A 17,516-nucleotide genomic window follows, 5' to 3' on the forward strand; every position below is an offset into this window, starting at 1 on the left:
CCCCGTTAGGCTGTGGGTATGACGACCGGAGTGCGGCGCAGGATGGGCGTCGACGAGCGCAGGCAGCAGTTGATCGGCGTCGCGCTGGAGTTGTTCAGCCACCGCTCCCCCGACGACGTGTCGATCGACGAGATCGCGGCTGCGGCCGGCATCTCGCGTCCGCTCGTCTACCACTACTTCCCCGGCAAGCAGAGCCTGTACGAGGCGGCGCTGGGGCGTGCCGCCGACGAGTTGGCCGGCCGTTTCCTGGAGGCGCACGAAGGGCCCCTGGGGGCAAGGCTGCTGCGGGTGATGGGCCGGTTCTTCGACTTCGTCGAGGAGCACGGGCCGGGCTTCGCCGCGCTGATGCGGGGCGGCCCGGCAGGCGGCTCGTCGACGGCCGACGTCCTGATCGACGGGGTGCGGCAGGCGGCGTACGAGCAGATCATCGCCCACCTCGGCGTCAAGGTCCCGCCCGCCCGGCTCGAGCTCGTGGTGCGGTCCTGGGTGTCGCTGGCCGAGTCGACGGCCCTGCTCTGGCTGGACGGGCGGCGCATTCCGCGTGCCGAACTGGAGTTGCAGCTGGTGCACGACTTCGCGGCACTGGCCGCGGTGAGCGCCGCGTACGACCAGGAGATGGCGGGCATCATGCTGCGGGTGTTCGCGCAGGAGCCGGCGGACGGCCCCTTCGGAGATCTCCTGACGCGTCTCTCCGTCCTGGCGCCCGCCGCACCCGCCGTCCCGCCGCAGCGGCAGCCCTAGGGTCTTTCGTTCGGATCAGGCCGGATCAGGGAGCGGGGTCCGGTGCGTGCCGCCGCAAGGCGGAGGAGGGAGCCCACGCGATGGGGTCTCCCCTGCTCGAGCGAAGCCGAGAGCTCGGGGAGGTCGGCGACCGACGACAACGCCGGAGGGGGTCCCCCCTGGCCCTTAAGGCCTTGGGGGAGCGTGCACCGGACCCCGCGAGCCCGGCATGATCCGAACGAAAGGCCTTAGGCCCTAACCCTTGCGGTAGGACGCATCCAGGTCCCGGACCTCTGCCGAGACGTGGACGGTGAGGCCGTCGACGGGCTTCAGGTGTCCGGCCAGCAGCTCCAGAACGGCTTCCGTCAGCTGTGCCTTGATCTCGGGGGTGCGGCCGGGCAGCATCGCGATCGAGACGTTCACGATGGTGTCGCCCGTCGCGGCGTCGCCGACGACGGAGTCCTCGGCCCGGCGGAACCGGGTCTTGCAGGCGGCAACCTTGGTGGACACGGTCTCGGCGACGAGCGGGTGCAGAGCCAGCGCGAAGCCGCGGCGGTCGAAGGTGTCGTCGAGCTCGGCGGAGTAGTCGACGGTGATCTGCGGCATCAAGCGCTCCTGATTGCGAGTGCGGGCGTGTACGCATACATGTACAGCGTGCACGGACGTGTACGCCTTCAGCTTCGCGTGATCGGGCCATCCGCACAAGGGAATCCCCGTGGAACGGGACCGGCCGGCCTCCTGCTCCGCGCCGATGGGGGCGCGGAGCCGGAGACCGGCCAGGGGGAAGCGGGGGCGTCAGCGCTGGGAGAACACGGCGACCGTGCGTCCCGGGACGGTGAAGCTGCCCGACTTCCCTTCGTACGAGGACTTCTTGACCTCGGCGTCCGCGCCCGCCGCCTGGACGTGGTGCAGCGCGTACGCCTTGCCGGCCAGCTCGGGGATGTCCTGGCTCTGCGTACCCGGGGTGGCGTTCATGACGACGAGCAGCTTGCCCAGGCGCATCGTGATCACCCCGGGTGTCTCGTCCTTCCCGGAGAGCGGGAAGGACAGAGCGCCCTGTACCTGTTCGGTGGTGGCGAGGTCGAACTCCTTCTCGGTGGTGCGGATGGTGAGCAGGTCCTGGTACGCGGCGGAGGCGCCGGTGATCTGTGCGCACCCGGGGGTGAGCGCGGAAGCGGTCAGCAGCGGCTTCCCGTAGGCCCACTTGTCCTTGTTGTCGGCGGCGGGCGGAAGTCCGCGGCCGAAGCCGTTGCCCTCGCGGCAGTCCCAGTGCAGCGCGTTGAACCAGTCGCCGCTGTCGTACGAGTTGCGGTCGAGCGACTTGGAGCGCAGCAGGTCGGTGCCGGCCTGGGAGAGCGACGGGCCCTGCGAGAGTGCGGCGGTCGCCATCGCGAGGACCTGCATGCGGGCCCGGTCGGCGGCCGGGGTGTCCGCGGGGAGCTTGAAGGCGAGGGCGTCGTACAGCGACTCGTTGTCGTGGGCGTCGGCGTAGGCGAGCGCGTCGCCGGGCACCGCCGCGTATCCGGCGGGGGCCCCGTTGTAGTCGACGGCCGAGCCCTTGACCGTGCGGCCCTGGGTGTCGGTGAAGGTGTAGTCGGCGAGGTTGCCGGTCAGGCCGACCTTGATCAGGTCCTGGTAGTGGAGCAGCCGGGCCTTCTGCTCGGCTTCGGTGCCGTTGGCGGGTGAGGTGTTGGGGTCGGTGTAGAGGCCGGAGGCGAAGCCCTGGACACGGGGGTCCTCGTCGAAGGGGCCGCCGCCGCGAACGGCGTCGCGGGCCCGGTCGGAGAAGGTGGCGATGCCGGTGCCGGCCATGTTCTTCTGCGTGGCCTGGACGAAGCGGGCGTCATCGGCGATCTCGCCGAAGTTCCAGCCCTCGCCGTACAGGATGATCTTCTTCCCGTCGACACCGTCCTCGGCGACGGTCAGCTCGTCGAGTGCCTTGCGGACCGCGAGGATGTTGGCCTTCGGGTGGTGTCCCATGAGGTCGAAGCGGAAGCCGTCGACCTTGTACTCCTTGGCCCACGTGACGATCGAGTCGACGACGAGCTTGCCCATCATCGTGTTCTCGGGCGCGGTGTTGGCGCAGCACGTCGAGGTGGCGACGGTGCCGTCCTCCAGGAGCCGCTGGTAGTAGCCGGGCACGATCCGGTCGAGTACGGACTTGTCGTCCTGGCCGGAGGCGACGGTGTGGTTGTAGACGACGTCCATGACGGTCCGAAGGCCGGCGCCGTTGAGCCCCTGCACCATCTGCCGGAACTCGACGGTGCGCTTCGTACCGTCGGGGTCGGAGGCGTAACTGCCCTCGGGGACCGTGTAGTGCAGCGGGTCGTAGCCCCAGTTGAAGCCGTCCTTGGCCGCGGCCTTCGCCACGCAGGCCTGCTGCTCCTCGGAGTCGGGGGCGTACACGGACAGGTCGCAGGCGGGCTTGTCCTCGTCGGACTTCTTCTCCGGGATGGTCCCGATGTCGAAGGCGGGCAGCAGGTGGACGTAGCCGGTGCCGGAGTCCGCGAGTTCCTTGAGGTGCTTCATCCCGTCGGAGCGGGTGTCGGTGAAGGCCAGGTACTCGCCGGGGTGCTTCGACGTCCCGTCCGCGATCGAGAAGTCGCGGATGTGCAGTTCCTGGATCTGGGCGTCGCGCAGCGGGGCCGCGGCGGGCTTCCTCAGGCCGGACCAGCCGCTCGGGGCCAGCTTCGGGTCGTCGAGGTCGACGACGAGGCTGCGGGCGGAGTCGGCGGTCAGAGCGGTGGAGTAGGGGTCGGTGACCTTGTTGGTGACCATCTTCTGGACGGTGGGCGCCCAGACGTCCACGGCGTACCGGTAGGGCTTGCCGTTCCAGCTCCTGTTCCCGGTGACCGACCAGACGCCGGTGCGGTCGTCGCGCCGCATCGGGACGCTCTTGCCGTCGAGTTCGAGCGAGACCTTGACTGCGGTGGGTGCCCAGACGGAGAGCGTGGGGCTGCCCTTGCGGAACACCGGGCCGAGGTCGGCACCACTGGCGGCGTTCCCGTACAGGCCGTCCAGGATTCCGGCGGTCTGCACCCCGGTGGCGGCGAGCAGGGCACCGTTGGCGGCGCGCTGGGTGGCGACGAGCTGGCCGCGCAGGGACTCCCGGACCCGGTCCCGGTCGCGGACGTCGACGGTGAAGGCCGGGTAGTCCCTGAGGTGCGGGTACTTCGCCTTCTGCGCGTCGGTGAGCTCGGCGGAGTTGAGCCGGAGCCACTGGCCCTCGTCGGTCAGGGCGCCGTCGACGACGGAGATCCCGCCGTTCTTCGCGTACACGAGCTGCTGACTGGTGGCGTCGGTGGCCTTCACCTTCCAGACGACGGTGTCCGCGTCGATCCACTGGGCCTCGGCCTTGGTGAGGTCGGGCGTGGGCGCGCCACCGGTCTGGGGCAGCAGGTAGCCGGGCTTCCCGCCGAGCATCCAGACCTCGTGTCCGTACGAGGCGATGTCCAGGGACTGGTCGCTGGGGAGATCCTTCTCGTCGCCCTTGTGGAGGATGTAGCTGAGCGAGGTGGCACCGTCGGTGAGCGGCACCTCGTAGGTGGCTCCGTAGGCGTCGGTCTTCACGGGCAGCAGGGGCTTGGCCCAGTCCGTGGGCGCGGCGGCCCCGGTCCAGGTGTGCAGGCCCCAGCCGTCGTAGTTGCCGTCGGCGCGATGGTAGTGCAGGACGGCCTTGGAGGTGTCCTGCGGCGGGTTGGCTCCGTCGGGCGCCTCGGTGGCCTGCCCGTCCTTGCCCTGCTCGACCCAGACCTGGCCGGTCTTCGCGAGGTCGACGGTGCGCTCGGGCCCGTCGGCGGTGCCGGCCTTCTCGACCGTGTACGGGACCGACGATGTGCCCTCGGCGAGGTCGATCCAGGCGAAGGCGCCGTAGGCGTCGCGTCCGATGAAGTCGGCGGTGCTGTCGCCGGACTTCAGCTGCCATCCCTCGTAGTCGCCGTCCGCGCGCTTGTAGTGGACGACGACCTGGTCGCGCTCGACGGCGACCGGCTTGGGCGCGGGCGGTGCCTGTCCGGCGGTCGTCGTGGCGAGGGCGCTCGCGGTGCGGCCGGCGCGGTCGACGACCACGGCCTTGTAGCGCAGCGGGGTCCCGGCCTCGACCGAGTCGTCCAGGTGCTGGGTGACCTTGTACGGCGCGTGGTCGGCGGAGCCGAGGGTGCGCCACTTCCCGTTGCCGGTCTGTGCGGCGAACACGACCCGGTTGAGCCTGCCGCCGTCCACGTCCGCGGTGATCTCGACGGTGCCGGTGGCTCCGGCGGCCGGGGCCTTCAGGGTGAGTGAGGGCTTGGTGGCCGGGGCGCCCACCGGCTTGTCGGCGCGGAGCACGATGCTGGAGAGCGCGGGAACCGTGACGCTGATCGTCTTGTCGCTGCCGCTGCGGACCGTTGCGGAACCGCCGTACAGCGTACGGAAGTTCATGCCGGCCGACCCGGTGGCGAGCTCGACGGTCTTCGCCTCGCCACCGTTGTTGGTGGCGACGACGTACTCGTACGGCCGCTTGGTGTCGGTACGCGAGAACGCGTACACGGACCCTTCCGCGTACCGCTCGGTCTGGGTTCCGTCACGCAGCGCCGGGTGTTCCCGGGTGAGCTCGGACAGGGCCGCTATGGACCGGTAGATCGGGTGCCGGGTGTCGTACGCGGCGGAGGCGTGCGTGCGGTCGGTGCCCAGCTGGTCGTCGTCGAGGTAGTCGGCGGTCTTCGAGGCGAAGAGCGTCTGGCGGGCGTCCTTGTCGCCGCCCGCTCCGGTGAAGCCCTGCTCGTCGCCGTAGTAGATCACCGGGTTGCCGCGGCCGAGGAACATCAGTTCGTTGGCGAGGCGCGCGCGGTCGAGGAGTTCGGCGTCGGAGGCCTTCGGGTTGTCCTGCTTCAGGAAGGTGCCGATCCGGCCCATGTCGTGGTTGCCGAGGAACGTCACCTGCTCGTAGGCGTTGGCCTTGTCCGTGGTGTAGCGGTAGTCGTCTCCGTAGACCGCGGCGAGCTTCGAGGCGGGGGCACCCTGGGAGGCGTACTGGCGGGCGGCTTCCTGGAAGGGGAAGTCGAGCGTCGAGTCGAGCCGGCCCCTGGTGACGTAGGGCGAGGTGATGGCGGTGTCGGCGGAGTAGACCTCGCCGAACATGAAGAAGTCGTCACGGCCGTGCTTCGCCGCGTAGTCGTCGAGGGCGGTGGCCCACTGGGTCCAGAAGTCGAGGTCGACGTGCTTGACGGTGTCGATGCGGAAGCCGTCGATGTCGAAGTCGCGGACCCACTTCTCGTAGATCTTCTCCATGCCGGACACGACCTCGGGGCGCTCGGTCCACAGGTCGTCGAGGCCGGAGAAGTCGCCGTACTCGGTGGACTCGCCCGCGTAGGTCGAATCGCCCCGGTTGTGGTACATCGTGGTGTCGTTGAGCCAGGACGGGACCTTCTTGCCGGTGTTCGCCGGCGTGTACGGGAAGGAGTCCTCGTCGGTCTTCGCGACGCCCTGGGTGTCGTCGAAGGGGCGGCCGTCCTCGTCGAGGTACGGGAAGGCGCCCTTGGGCTTGTAGCCGTACTTCTTCTCGGCGTAGTCGACGGTGTCGGCGGTGTGGTTGGTGATGACGTCGAAGAAGACCTTGATGCCCTTGCCGTGGGCCTTGTCGATGAGCTTCGTCAGGTCGGCGTTGGTGCCGAAGTGCGGGTCGACCTGGGTGAAGTCGGTGATCCAGTAGCCGTGGTAGCCGGCCGAGGCGTTGTCGCCGGTGCCCTGGACGGGGCGGTTCTTGAAGATCGGGGCGAGCCAGATGGCGGTGGTGCCGAGGCCCTTGATGTAGTCGAGCCTGTCGGCGAGCCCCTTGAGGTCGCCGCCCTGGTAGAAGCCCTTGTCCGCGGGGTCGTAGCCGGTCTCCAGCCGTGAGCCGGTCAGCCCGCCGCGGTCGTTGGAGGTGTCGCCGTTGGCGAACCGGTCGGGCATCACGAAGTAGAACTGCTCACGGGTCAGGTCGTGCCTGGCCGGCTCCTTGGCGAGCGCGGCGTCCGAGGGCGGGGCCGGGGGTCTGGGTGCGGCGGCTGCGGTGGCCGCCGGTACGACGGGCAGCAGCGCCGCGCACAGTGCGGCAACGGCCCCCCGCCGGAGGGTGGTTCGGGACACGGGCGGGTTCTCCTCGACTTTCAGGGGTGGGTCCTGGTGGAGCTGGTGCGGGCCGGGGACGCACCGCCGCGCGTCCCCGGCCCGCCGAGCGGTGAAGTCAGCTGCGCCAGACGTCGGCGGTCAGCGTGACCTTGCCGGAGGCCGGCACGGTGGCGGTGCGGTTCGCGCCGCTCTCCCAGGTGACGTTGCCGCTCGCGTCCTTGCGGAGGTACTTGTACTCGAACGCCGTGCCTGCGGGCAGGCTGACGTCGAGCTTCCAGACGGGGTACGTCGCCGGGTCGAGCTTGAGCGCGCTTGCCGGGGCCCAGCTGCCGAGGGCGGCCTGGCTGCCGGTGACGTAGATGTTCTGGCCGAGCTGGGTGGTGGCGTTGACGCCGAAGGAGGCGCCGGACTGGCCGGTACCGGGGTCCGGGTCGGTCGTACCGCCACCGGCGCACGTACGGGCGTTGACGTGCAGAGCGATCGCCGTGTTGGAGCCGAGGGTGGCGGTGAACTGCCCCGAGCCGTTGACGGTGACGCCGTTGCCGGACTGGACGTCGCAGTAGTCGCCGGCGGGCAGCGACGTCTGGAACGTGCGGCTCAGCGAGGAGCCCTCGTGGTTGATCGCGACGTACGCCTTGGCGCCCCGTCCGAAGGCGATCTGGTCGCCGCCGTTGTCCCACCAGTTGGAGACGGCCTGGCCGCGGGCGGCGTTGCGGAAGCCGACCATGGAGGAGATCTCGCGCCAGTCGTGCTGGCACTTCCAGCCGCCGCTGTAGCAGGCGGTCACCTGGCCGCCGTTGGGCGGGCCCGCGTCCTTGTCGGACCACTCGTAGCCGGAGTGGACGTCCGGGGAGCCGTAGGGGTAGGCGAGCATGAAGACGTTGGCCAGGGTGTAGTTGGCGCCGTCCTTGTAGTTGAGGGTGTCGCCGCCGCGCTCGGTGTCGTGGTTGTCGACGAAGACGGCGGACCTGCCGGACTGCATGAAGCCCCAGCCCTCGCCGAAGTTCTTCAGGTTGGCGAGGTTCTCGTTGTTGAAGACCTGCTTGAGGCTGCGGCCGTAGCGGAACTCCTGGACGTCACCGCTGCCGAGGTACTCGGAGGGCGACACGGCCTCGCCCGCTCCGTAGATCGCCTCGTGCTTCCAGTAGACGCCCGTGTTGCTCAGCCGGGACTTGATGTGGGAGAGGTCGCCGGCCGGTATGTGCTTGGCGGCGTCGATGCGGAAGCCGTCGACGCCGAGGGAGAGCAGGTCGTTGAGGTACGTCGCGATCCGGCCGCGCACGTAGTCCTCGCCGGTGTCCAGATCGGCCAGGCCGACCAGTTCGCAGTTCTGGACGTTGCCCCGGTCGCCGTAGTTGTTGATCTGCGATAGGCAGTCGTTCATGTCGCCGGCCGAGTAGGTGCCCGGGTAGTCGTACTTGCTGTAGGAGGAGCCGCCCGTGCCGGTGCCCGAACCGGCCGACATGTGGTTGATGACGGAGTCGGCGATGACCTTGACGCCCGCGCCGTGACAGGTGCTGACCATGTTGGCGAAGGCCGTACGGTCACCGAGCCGTCCGGCGATCCTGTAGCTGACCGGCTGGTACGAGGTCCACCACTGGGCGCCCTGGATGTGCTCCTGGGGCGGCGAGACCTGGACGAAGCCGTAGCCGGCCGGACCCAGGCTGTCCGTACAGGCCTTGGCCACGGAGTTGAACTTCCACTCGAACATCACTGCGGTGACGTCCTTGTCGCCGGGCGGCGCGGCCTGGGCGGTACCTGCGGCGCCGAGCCCGGTGGGGATGACGAGAACGGCAGCACCTGTGACCAGGGCGAGCGTGGCAGACAGTGGTCTGCGTGCCATGTCTTTCCTCCTGCGGTGGGGGAAATGCGGGGATGGCGGAGCAGCCTCACATGGCAACGCGCCGTGCCCTAAAGGCTCATGAAGGTTCTTGCAGCAAGAATGCAAAACCTGCGTGCGAGCAGACGGTACGAGCCTGACCTGGCCGGGTCAACCCCCTGGACATGGCGCGATTACATCCTGCTCACATCCGCGAAATCTTGGAGATTTCTTCCTGCAAGGTCTTTCGCAAGATATTGCGGGACTGTTAAATTCATCCCGACTCCGGCCCGGTCGGCCGGGGGTCCTGGTACGCCGGGCCCCACGCGCCCGGCCGGCCGGGCCGGTCACGCCGTGGAGAGGCCCCGACATCGCTTCCCCGCCGGCCCATCCCGGGCCGATGCCGGGGCCTCTCCCGTGCGGAACCGCCCGTTCACCGGCCGCCCGGATCAGTAGGTGTACCCCGGCCAGTGCGGGTCCTCCCAGCGGGCGGGCCCGGGAAGGCCGAGCAACCGTACCCAGTGGTGCATCTCTTCGGGAGCGCCCTGCGAGCTGAGACGTGCGGGGGCACGGTCGGCCAGCCAGTTGCTCAGCTCAATGATCCTCTTCTCGTCGTGATCCCAGGCGTACCAAGGGAGTTTGCCTCCCAGCAGGTCGAACTCCCACTGATCCACGGCTTCCACCAGCCGCCGGTCCGCCGTGGGACGGTTCTCCCTGTCCCATACGGCCAGCCAGGGAGTCACCGTGCCCGAGGCCTCGGCGCACAGGGCGAAGACGTCGTGCGCCGGAACGACGGTGTCGGGCGCCGTGAGGCTGTCGGCCCACCATGCGTGCAGGAATTCCCGGACGGCAGCGGCCTGATCTCCAGGCCATCGCTGCCACCTGCCGCGCCCGAAGGACTGCCCGACGTCCCCCATGTCGAAGATCGGCTCCACCTGGCCACCGACGAGAGCTGTCGCGAACTGAGGCAGGATGCGGCGCAGGACAGCCCCGTGATCGCGCCAGTCGATCGCCTGCCACGTGCGCCGCAGCAGGTCCGGGTCGAGTACCACGTCCGGTGTCTTGAGCCGGGCGAGGTCTTCGGCGCTGCCCCAGTGGCACTCGCAGTTGTCCTCGTCCGGGGCGGCCGTCATCCCCCGGAAGGTTCCGGTGAGGCCGTGCAGCGCGGCATCGAGGCGGAGTCGTGCCGGTGTCCGGTCGGTAGGGGTCATGGGCTGTCGCCTTCGTGACTCCGGAAGGTCGCACCGACCGAAGATCGCTACGTTACAGGCCGTCGGCACAACTCGTCGGTGCCCTGGTGATGCCTCACCTGCTCGCGGAGGGCCTCGATGAACGTCGCGACGTGTGGGTGGTCGCGGCGGCGGCCGAGCGTGGCCACGCCGATGTGCCGGGCCGGAGCCGGTGGCGTGATCGGGACGGCGCGCACACCCGGCACCGTCGGGACGAGCGCGATGGAGGGGATGAGGGAGATTCCCATTCCCGCGGCGACGAGCGACCGGGCGAAGAAGTAGTCGGTCGTGGTGCCGCGCACTTCCGGTTCGAAACCCGCCCGCTGGGCGTAACGGCGCAGGTACGCCTCGGTCTTGAGGCAGCCGAGAACCCAGGGCTCCGCTGCCAGTTCGGCGATGTCGAGCGACTGGTGGTCGGCGAGTCGATGCCCCTCCGGCATGACGACGTGCAGGGGATCATCCAGGATCGGGGTCCAGTGCAGGCTGGAACCCGTACCCGTCCCCACGGGCAGCGGCCCGTCGAAGTGGTAGGCGAGTGCGACGTCGACGGCGCCTTGGCGGACAAGGGGCAAGGTGTCTTCGGGCTCGCCCTCCCTGACGTGGAGCAGCGTGTACGGATGGGTTGCTGTGAGCCGGGGAAGAGCGCCGGGCAGCAAGTGCCTGCCGCCGCTGGTGAAGGTGGCGACGGTGAGCTGTACGCGGCCGGTACCGAGCCGCTCGACCTGCTGTTTCGCCTGTTCGAGCTCGGCTGCCACGGACTCGGCCGCCCCGACCATGATCTGGCCGGCCCGAGTGAGGGTCACCCCACGCGTGCTGCGTGTCACGACCTGGGCACCGAGGCTGCGCTCCAACGCCGCGACGTGCTGGGAGACGGCGGAAGGGGTGAGGCGGAGCGCCACGGCTGCCCTGTTGAAACTGCCGTGGTCAGCCACCGCACGCAGGACGCGGAGCCGCTGCACATCGATCAACAGTTTTCCTTAATACGTCATCAGGAGGTCAGCACTTCTGCTGATGACGATAGGTCTCCAGGATGGGGGCATGCAAAGGATCTGCGTCATCGGCGGAAGCCGGTACTTCGGAAAGCTCCTGGCCGAGCGCCTGCGGTCGGCCGGCCATCAGGTCACTGTGATCAATCGCGGCTCCACCCGGCCGCCTGTCGGCGTCGAGCACCTCGTCGTCGACCGCGACGACGAGGCCGCTCTCGGAGCCGCGCTCGGCTCGCGCACCTTCGACGCGGTCGTCGATCAGGTCTGCTACACCCCGGTGCAGGCCGCGATCGCCGCCCGGGTCTTCGCCGGCCGTACCCGTCGCTACGTGATGACGTCCACGATCGAGGTCTACGACCCGGCGACCGCCGCGCTGCCGGCCGTGCCGGCGAGAACCCCGGTGCCGGAGGAGAACGTGGACCCGAACACCTGGCTGGTGGCCATGGACCTGCCCTGGCAGGACGAGGCGTACCTGGAGACGCACTACGCCGAGGGCAAGCGCCAGGCGGAGGCCGTCCTCTCCCGGGACGGCGGCTTCGCGTTCGCCTCCGTGCGCAGCGCTCATGTACTCGGCGGCGGTGCGCGGGAGTTCACCGGGCGGCTGGCGCACTACACCGAGCGGGTCCGCCGGGGCGAAGAGATCGCTGTGCACGCGAACGCGCAGCCGACGGTGTTCATCCACTACCGGGAGCTGGCGGACCTGCTGCTGTGGGCGACCACCGCCGCCGACTTCACGGGTCCGGTCAACGCCTGCTCCGACGGCCTGCTCGACGTGCGTGAACTGGCTGCGGTCGTCGCCGCGCAGACCGGCCGGGAGCCCGTCTACCGGACCGCCCCGGCGGGCGGGACGGCTTCGCCGTTCTCCGTCGACCGCCACTACGCGATGAGCAACACCCGTGCGAAGCGGCTGGGCTTCACCTTCTCCGCCGTCTCCGACTGGCTGCCCGGCGCCGTCGCGGAGACCGTCAGCACGTCCGCCACCCCCGCCGCGTAGGGAACCGCCCACCATGAAGTACCGCAGCATCGCCGGCACCGCCGTCAGCGCCATCGGTCTGGGCGCCATGCCGCTGTCCATCGAGAACCGCCCGGAGGAGTCTCGGGCGATCGCCACCGTCCACGCCGCGCTGGACTCCGGAGTCACGCTCATCGACACCGCCGACAGCTACCACTGGCACGCCGGCGAGGTGGGCCACAACGAGCTCCTCGTCGCCCGGGCCCTGGCCCGCTACGGCGGCGACACGTCCGGCGTCCTGATCGCCACCAAGGGCGGCCGCGGCCGGCCCGGCGACGGCAGCTGGACCGCCGACGCCACCCCCGCCCACCTCAAGCGCGCCGCCGAAGCCTCCGCCGAGCGCCTGGGGGTCGAGGCCATCGGCCTGTACCAACTGCACAAGCCGGACCCGGCCGTACCCTGGGAGGAGTCCGTCGGCGCCCTGCGCGAACTGCTCGACGCCGGCACCATCCGTGCCGCCGGCATCTCGAACGTGACCACCCGCCAGATCCGCCGGGCGCATCAGATCCTCGGCGACGGACTCGTCTCGGTACAGAACCGGTATTCGCCTGCCGTCCGTGACACCGAGCCCGAACTGCGCCTGAGCGCCCGGCTGGGCCTGGCGTTCCTGCCCTGGAGCCCTCTCGGTGGCATCTCCCGCAGTTCCCTGGACGGCCCCTCGGGCCCGACCTCCGCCGGCACCGCTTTCCAGCGCATCGCGGCCGAGCGCGGCGTGAGCCCGCAGCAGATCGCCCTGGCCTGGCTGTTGAGCCGATCCCCGACGGTGGTCCCGGTGCCGGGAGCCAGCCGCCCGGCCTCCGTCAGGGACTCGGCGCGGGCCCCGGATCTCGAGCTGGGCCCGGAGGAGCTGACGCAGCTCGCGGACGCGCTGCCGGGCTGAACCGGCGCTCCGACCTGGCACGGGAAAGGCCGGGTCCCCCCTCCGGACCCGGCCCCGCTTCCCGCTCGTTCAGACGACCGGCACCGCCGCGGTGGACCCGCGCACCACGAGCTCCGGCTGGAACACGTACTCCGTGCGCTGCACGGGACTTCCGGCGATCTCCTCCAGCAGTGCCCCCACGGCCGCGGCGGCCATCGCCTGCACCGGCTGGCGCACCGTGGTCAGCGGCGGGTCGGTGAACGCGATCAGCTGCGAGTCGTCGAAGCCGACGACGGAGACGTCGCGCGGGACGTCCAGTCCCCTGCCCCGGGCTGCCCTGACCACGCCCAGTGCCATCAGGTCGCTGCCGCAGACGATGCCGGTGCAGCCCCGGTCGAGCAGGGCGCCCGCGGCGACCTGGCCGCCCTCGACGCTGAACAGCGTCGAGCACACCATGAGTTCGGCCTCGCTCCGGTCCATGCCCAGCACGGAGACGGCCGCGTCGACGAACCCGTCGCGCTTGCGCCGGGAGGGCACGTAGCGCAGCGGTCCGATCGCCAGGCCGACCTTCCGGTGCCCGAGTTCGGCGAGGTGCCCGACGGCCATCCGTACGGCGGCCGTGTCGTCGGGCGAGACGAACGGGGCGCTGATGCGCTCGTTGTAGCCGTTGATCAGCACGAACGGCACGCCGCGGTCGCTGAGCGCGGCGTACCGTGCCGGGTCCGCCGACGTGTCGGCGTGCAGCCCGGAGAGGAAGACGATCCCGCCGACGCCACGCTCGACGAGCTGTTCGACCAGCTCGTCCTCGGTGGCGCCGCCGGGCAGTTGGGTGCAGAGCACGGGCGTGTAGCCGTGCCCGGCGAGGACCTGCTCCACGGACTGCGCGAACGCCGGGAAGATCGGGTTGGTGAGCTCGGGGGTCACCAACCCGATCAGCCCTGCGCTGCGCTGCCGCAGCCGTACGGGGCGTTCGTAGCCGAGGATGTCGAGGGCCGCGAGCACCCGCTGACGCGTGGTGTCCGCGACGCCCGGCTTCCCGTTGAGCACCCTGCTGACGGTCGCCTCGCTGACCGCGGCCTGACCGGCGATGTCGGAGAGCCGCAGCGCCGGTCCGGTCCTGGGTGCGGGGACGGTCACACCGTCCACCACACCGCGGTGTCCGCGGGCAGTTCCACCGTGTCGCCGTCGACGGCGACCGGGGCGCTGGCGAGCAGCAGCGTGCCGGGGGCCGTCAGCCGTACCGGGGCGCCCGTGGTGTTGACCGTGCAGACGAAGCCGGAGCGGCCCAGCGCGAGCACGCCCTCGGGGGCGTCCAGCCAGTCCACGTCCGTGCCGGCGCCGAGCCCGGGCTGCTCGCGGCGGGCGGCGATCGCGGCGCGGTACAGCTCCAGCGTGGAGCCCTCCACACCGGTCTGCGCCTCGACGGAGAGCTCGCCCCACCCGGTGGGCTGCGGCAGCCAGCTGCTGCCGTCGCCGAAGCCGTACGAGCTGCCTCCGCGGGTCCACGGGATCGGCACCCGGCATCCGTCGCGGAAGCCGTCCTGGCCCTCCGCGCGGAAGAACGACGGGTCCTGGCGCGCCTCGTCGGGCAGGTCGGTGACGTCCGGCAGGCCGAGCTCCTCGCCCTGGTAGACGTACGCGGAGCCGGGCAGCGCCAGCATCAGCAGCGTCGCGGCGCGGGCCCTGCGCAGCCCCGTGACGGGGTCACCGGGCGTACGGATCTGGGTGCCCAGGCCCGGCGGGTTGGCGAAGCGGGTGACGTGGCGGGTGACGTCGTGGTTGGAGAGCACCCAGGTGGTGGGGGCGCCCACCGGACGCATCGCGTCGAGCGAGGAGTCGATGACCTTGCGCAGTTCCGCTGCGTCCCAGGCGGTCGACAGGTACTGGAAGTTGAAGGCCTGGTGCATCTCGTCGGGGCGCACGTAGTTGGCGGTGCGCTCGACGGTGGGGGTCCATGCCTCGGCGACGGCGATCCGCTCGCCGGGGTACTCGTCGAGGATGGTGCGCCAGCTGCGGTAGATCTCGTGCACACCGTCCTGGTCGAAGAACGGCATGACATCGTTGCCCAGCAACTTGAGCTGATCGTGCGTGCCGAGGTCGGGCAGTCCCTCGGCCTTGACGAGGCCGTGGGCGACGTCGACGCGGAAGCCGTCGACGCCCATGTCGAGCCAGAAGCGCAGGATCGAGCGGAACTCGTCGGCGACGGCCGGGTGCTCCCAGTTGAAGTCGGGCTGCTCGGGCGCGAAGAGGTGCAGGTACCACTCGCCGGGGGTGCCGTCCGGGTCGGTGGTCCGGGTCCAGGCGGGTCCTCCGAAGATGGACTCCCAGTCGTTGGGCGGGAGTTCGCCGTCGGCACCCTTGCCCGCACGGAAGTGGTAGCGCTCGCGCAGGGCGGATCCGGGGCCCTCGGCGATGGCGCGCTTGAACCACTCGTGCTGGTCGGACGAGTGGTTGGGAACCAGGTCGACGATGATGCGCAGGCCCAGGCCGTGGGCCTCGCGGATCAGCGCGTCGGCGTCCAGGAGCGAGCCGAACATCGGGTCGATGGCCCGGTAGTCGGCCACGTCGTAGCCCGCGTCGGCCTGCGGTGAAGCGTAGAAGGGGCTGAGCCAGACGGCGTCGACACCGAGGTCCCTGAGGTACGGGAGCCGTGCGGTGATGCCCGCGAGATCGCCCATGCCGTCGCCGTTGCCGTCGGCGAAGCTCCGTGGATAGACCTGGTAGATCACCGCGTCCTGCCACCAGCCGGTGCGGTGGCCCGGGGCGTCGTCGGACGTGCCGGTGGAGGGGGCAGCGAGGTGCTGGGTCATGTCGTCCCTGGGGTGTCTGGGTGGGGGCGGCGCCGGGACCGGGTCGGGGAGCCGGCGCCGCCGTGACGTTGCGTGCGGTCGTGCGGACTGGGCGCGTCAGCCCTTGACGGCTCCGGCGGACATGCCGGTGACGAGGTGCTTCTGCGCGAAGAGGAAGACCAGCGCGGCCGGGATGGCGATGAGCACGGACGCCGCGGTCATCGGGCCCCACTGGGCTCCGTACTGGTTGACGAACTTCTGCAGTCCGCCCGCGAGTGTGAGGTTCTCGTCGCCGACCATGAAGGCGGAGGCGTACGCCACTTCGCCCCAGGCGGTGATGAAGGAGTAGAAGGCGGTGACGGCGAGGCCGGGCTTGGCGAGCGGCAGGATCAGCCGCCAGAACGTGCCGAACGGGGTGAGGCCGTCGACCTGCCCCGACTCGTCGATCTCGTGCGGGATCGTGTCGAAGAAGCCCTTCATCATCCAGGCGCAGAACGGCACCGAGATGGTGAGGTAGGTGATGACGAGTCCGGCCGGCTGGTTGAGCAGACCGATGCCCGCCATGATGTTGTAGATCGGCACGATCAGGACGGCGACCGGGAACATCTGGGTGATCAGCAGTGTCCACATCAGCCCGCGCTTGCCGGGGAAGCGGAAGCGGCTGACGGCGTACCCGGTGGTGGCGGAGACGAAGACACCGATGACCGTGGAGAGCCCCGCGACGACCACGGAGTTGCCGAACCAGCTCAGGAACTCGGTGTCCTTGATCAGGTTCGTGTAGTTCTCGAACGTCGTCTCTTTGAAGAAGTCCGTCGTCGTGGCGAACTTGGCGGGCTTCAGCGAGGTCAGCAGGACCCACAGCACCGGGAAGACCGCGATCACGGACGCGACGATCAGGGTGACGTGCAGGGCCACGGACGCGGCCGGGGAGCGGTCGCCGCGCTTCCTGGGCTTGCGGGCGGCGTGCCGGGCGGAGGTTTCCGTGTAAGTGGTCACCAGTTGTCTCCCTGCGTGCGGAGCACTCGCCGGTACACCATGGCGAAGAGCATCAGGAGTACGAGGATCAGCACGCCCCAGGTGGAGGACTGCGCGAAATCGCGCGGGCTGATCTCGAAGGAGAATTTGTAGGCCTGGGTGACCAGGATCTGGGTGGCTTCACCGGGTCCGCCGCGGGTCAGCAGGAAGATCACCGGGAACATGTTGAAGGTCCAGATGGTGGAGAGCAGGATCACCGTGGTGGACACCGGGCGCAGGCCGGGGAGCGTGATGTGCCGGAAGCGCTGCCAGGCGGTGGCACCGTCCATCTCGGCGGCTTCGTACTGCTCCGAGGGTATGGACTGCAGTCCGCCGAGCAGGGCGACCATCATGAACGGCACGCCGAGCCAGACGTTGACGGCGATGACGGAGAACTTGGCCCAGGTGGGGTCGTTGAGCCACGGTATGCCGTCGATGCCGCCGCCGCCGAGGATCTTGTTGAGCAGCCCGCGGTCCTCGTTGTAGAGGAAGCGCCAGGCGAAGACCGAGACGAAGCCGGGAATGGCCCAGGGCAGGATCAGGGCCATGCGGTAGGCGGAGCGCCCCGCGATACGGCGGTTGAGGATGTTGGCGAGGCCCATGCCGAGGCAGAACGTGATGCCTACGCAGGAGACCGTCCACACCAGCGTCCAGCCGAGCGTGCCGAGGAACTGGGTACCCGTCAGAGCGTCGACGTAGTTGTCCACGCCCACGAACTTGTAGGTGGCGGGCAGTTCGTTGACACCGATGGACCGTGCGACGTTGCGCTCGTTCGCGTCGGTCAGCGACAGCCAGATGCCGCGACCCAGCGGATAGCCGATGATCACGCCGATGACGATCACAACGGGGGCGACCATGGTCCAGGCGTACCAGTGGACCGACATGGCCCGCCGGAGCCTGCTCGGTGGCGGGGGGTTACCAGTACCGCGGCTCCGGCCGCGGGCGACAGTGTCGCCCGCGGCCTTCGCCACCGACTGGCTGGTGTGGACAGCCATCAG

Annotated in this window: 12 protein-coding genes; 3 read left to right on the forward strand and 9 right to left on the reverse strand. The window is 70.0% G+C overall.

Annotated elements, in window-relative coordinates; all coding sequences use genetic code 11:
• Positions 1-18 precede the first annotated feature (18 nt).
• Complete coding sequence (locus OG844_RS10205) at positions 19-741, forward strand: TetR/AcrR family transcriptional regulator (RefSeq protein ID WP_406389566.1); 723 nt, start codon at positions 19-21, stop codon at positions 739-741.
• A gap of 234 nt (positions 742-975) precedes the next feature.
• Here OG844_RS10205 and OG844_RS10210 read toward each other — a convergent pair whose 3' ends face one another.
• The 5 genes from OG844_RS10210 to OG844_RS10230 form a co-directional block, all read right to left on the reverse strand.
• Positions 976-1,326 carry a 5-carboxymethyl-2-hydroxymuconate Delta-isomerase gene (locus OG844_RS10210; RefSeq protein ID WP_406389567.1) on the reverse strand — a complete coding sequence of 117 codons (351 nt, stop codon included), beginning with the start codon at positions 1,324-1,326 and terminating at the stop codon, positions 976-978.
• Between the two features lie 189 nt (positions 1,327-1,515).
• Positions 1,516-6,828, reverse strand: a complete 5,313-nt coding sequence (gene pulA, locus OG844_RS10215; protein WP_406389568.1) for a pullulanase-type alpha-1,6-glucosidase — start codon at positions 6,826-6,828, stop codon at positions 1,516-1,518.
• Between the two features lie 97 nt (positions 6,829-6,925).
• Positions 6,926-8,653, reverse strand: a complete 1,728-nt coding sequence (locus OG844_RS10220) for a carbohydrate-binding module family 20 domain-containing protein (RefSeq protein WP_406389569.1) — start codon at positions 8,651-8,653, stop codon at positions 6,926-6,928.
• 425 nt (positions 8,654-9,078) lie between these two features.
• Entirely contained in the window at positions 9,079-9,840 is a 762-nt protein-coding gene (locus OG844_RS10225; RefSeq protein ID WP_406389570.1) for a hypothetical protein, read from the reverse strand.
• Positions 9,841-9,887: 47 nt separating this feature from the next.
• Positions 9,888-10,826 carry a LysR family transcriptional regulator gene (locus OG844_RS10230; RefSeq protein ID WP_406389571.1) on the reverse strand — a complete coding sequence of 313 codons (939 nt, stop codon included), beginning with the start codon at positions 10,824-10,826 and terminating at the stop codon, positions 9,888-9,890.
• 70 nt (positions 10,827-10,896) lie between these two features.
• Here OG844_RS10230 and OG844_RS10235 point away from each other — a divergent pair, with 70 nt between their 5' ends.
• Positions 10,897-11,838 (forward strand): NAD-dependent epimerase/dehydratase family protein, encoded by a 942-nt coding sequence (locus OG844_RS10235; RefSeq protein WP_406389572.1) that lies wholly within the window; start codon positions 10,897-10,899, stop codon positions 11,836-11,838.
• A gap of 13 nt (positions 11,839-11,851) precedes the next feature.
• A complete protein-coding gene (locus tag OG844_RS10240) occupies positions 11,852-12,736 on the forward strand; it encodes an aldo/keto reductase (protein ID WP_406389573.1) in 885 nt (294 codons plus the stop codon).
• A gap of 69 nt (positions 12,737-12,805) precedes the next feature.
• Here OG844_RS10240 and OG844_RS10245 read toward each other — a convergent pair whose 3' ends face one another.
• The 4 genes from OG844_RS10245 to OG844_RS10260 all read right to left on the reverse strand — a co-directional run bounded on the left by OG844_RS10245 (position 12,806) and on the right by OG844_RS10260 (position 17,513).
• On the reverse strand, positions 12,806-13,864 hold the full coding sequence (locus OG844_RS10245; RefSeq protein ID WP_406389574.1) for a LacI family DNA-binding transcriptional regulator: 1,059 nt from the start codon (positions 13,862-13,864) through the stop codon (positions 12,806-12,808).
• Positions 13,849-15,525, reverse strand: a complete 1,677-nt coding sequence (locus OG844_RS10250) for a glycoside hydrolase family 13 protein (RefSeq protein ID WP_406389575.1) — start codon at positions 15,523-15,525, stop codon at positions 13,849-13,851. Before OG844_RS10250 ends, OG844_RS10245 begins: the two co-directional genes overlap by 16 nt.
• Before the next feature lie 96 nt (positions 15,526-15,621).
• Positions 15,622-16,500, reverse strand: coding sequence for a sugar ABC transporter permease (locus OG844_RS10255; RefSeq protein WP_406389576.1), 879 nt, complete (start codon positions 16,498-16,500; stop codon positions 15,622-15,624).
• Entirely contained in the window at positions 16,497-17,513 is a 1,017-nt protein-coding gene (locus OG844_RS10260) for a sugar ABC transporter permease (RefSeq protein WP_329211756.1), read from the reverse strand. Before OG844_RS10260 ends, OG844_RS10255 begins: the two co-directional genes overlap by 4 nt.
• Positions 17,514-17,516: the final 3 nt, after the last annotated feature.

Source organism: Streptomyces sp. NBC_00887 (assembly GCF_045207585.1).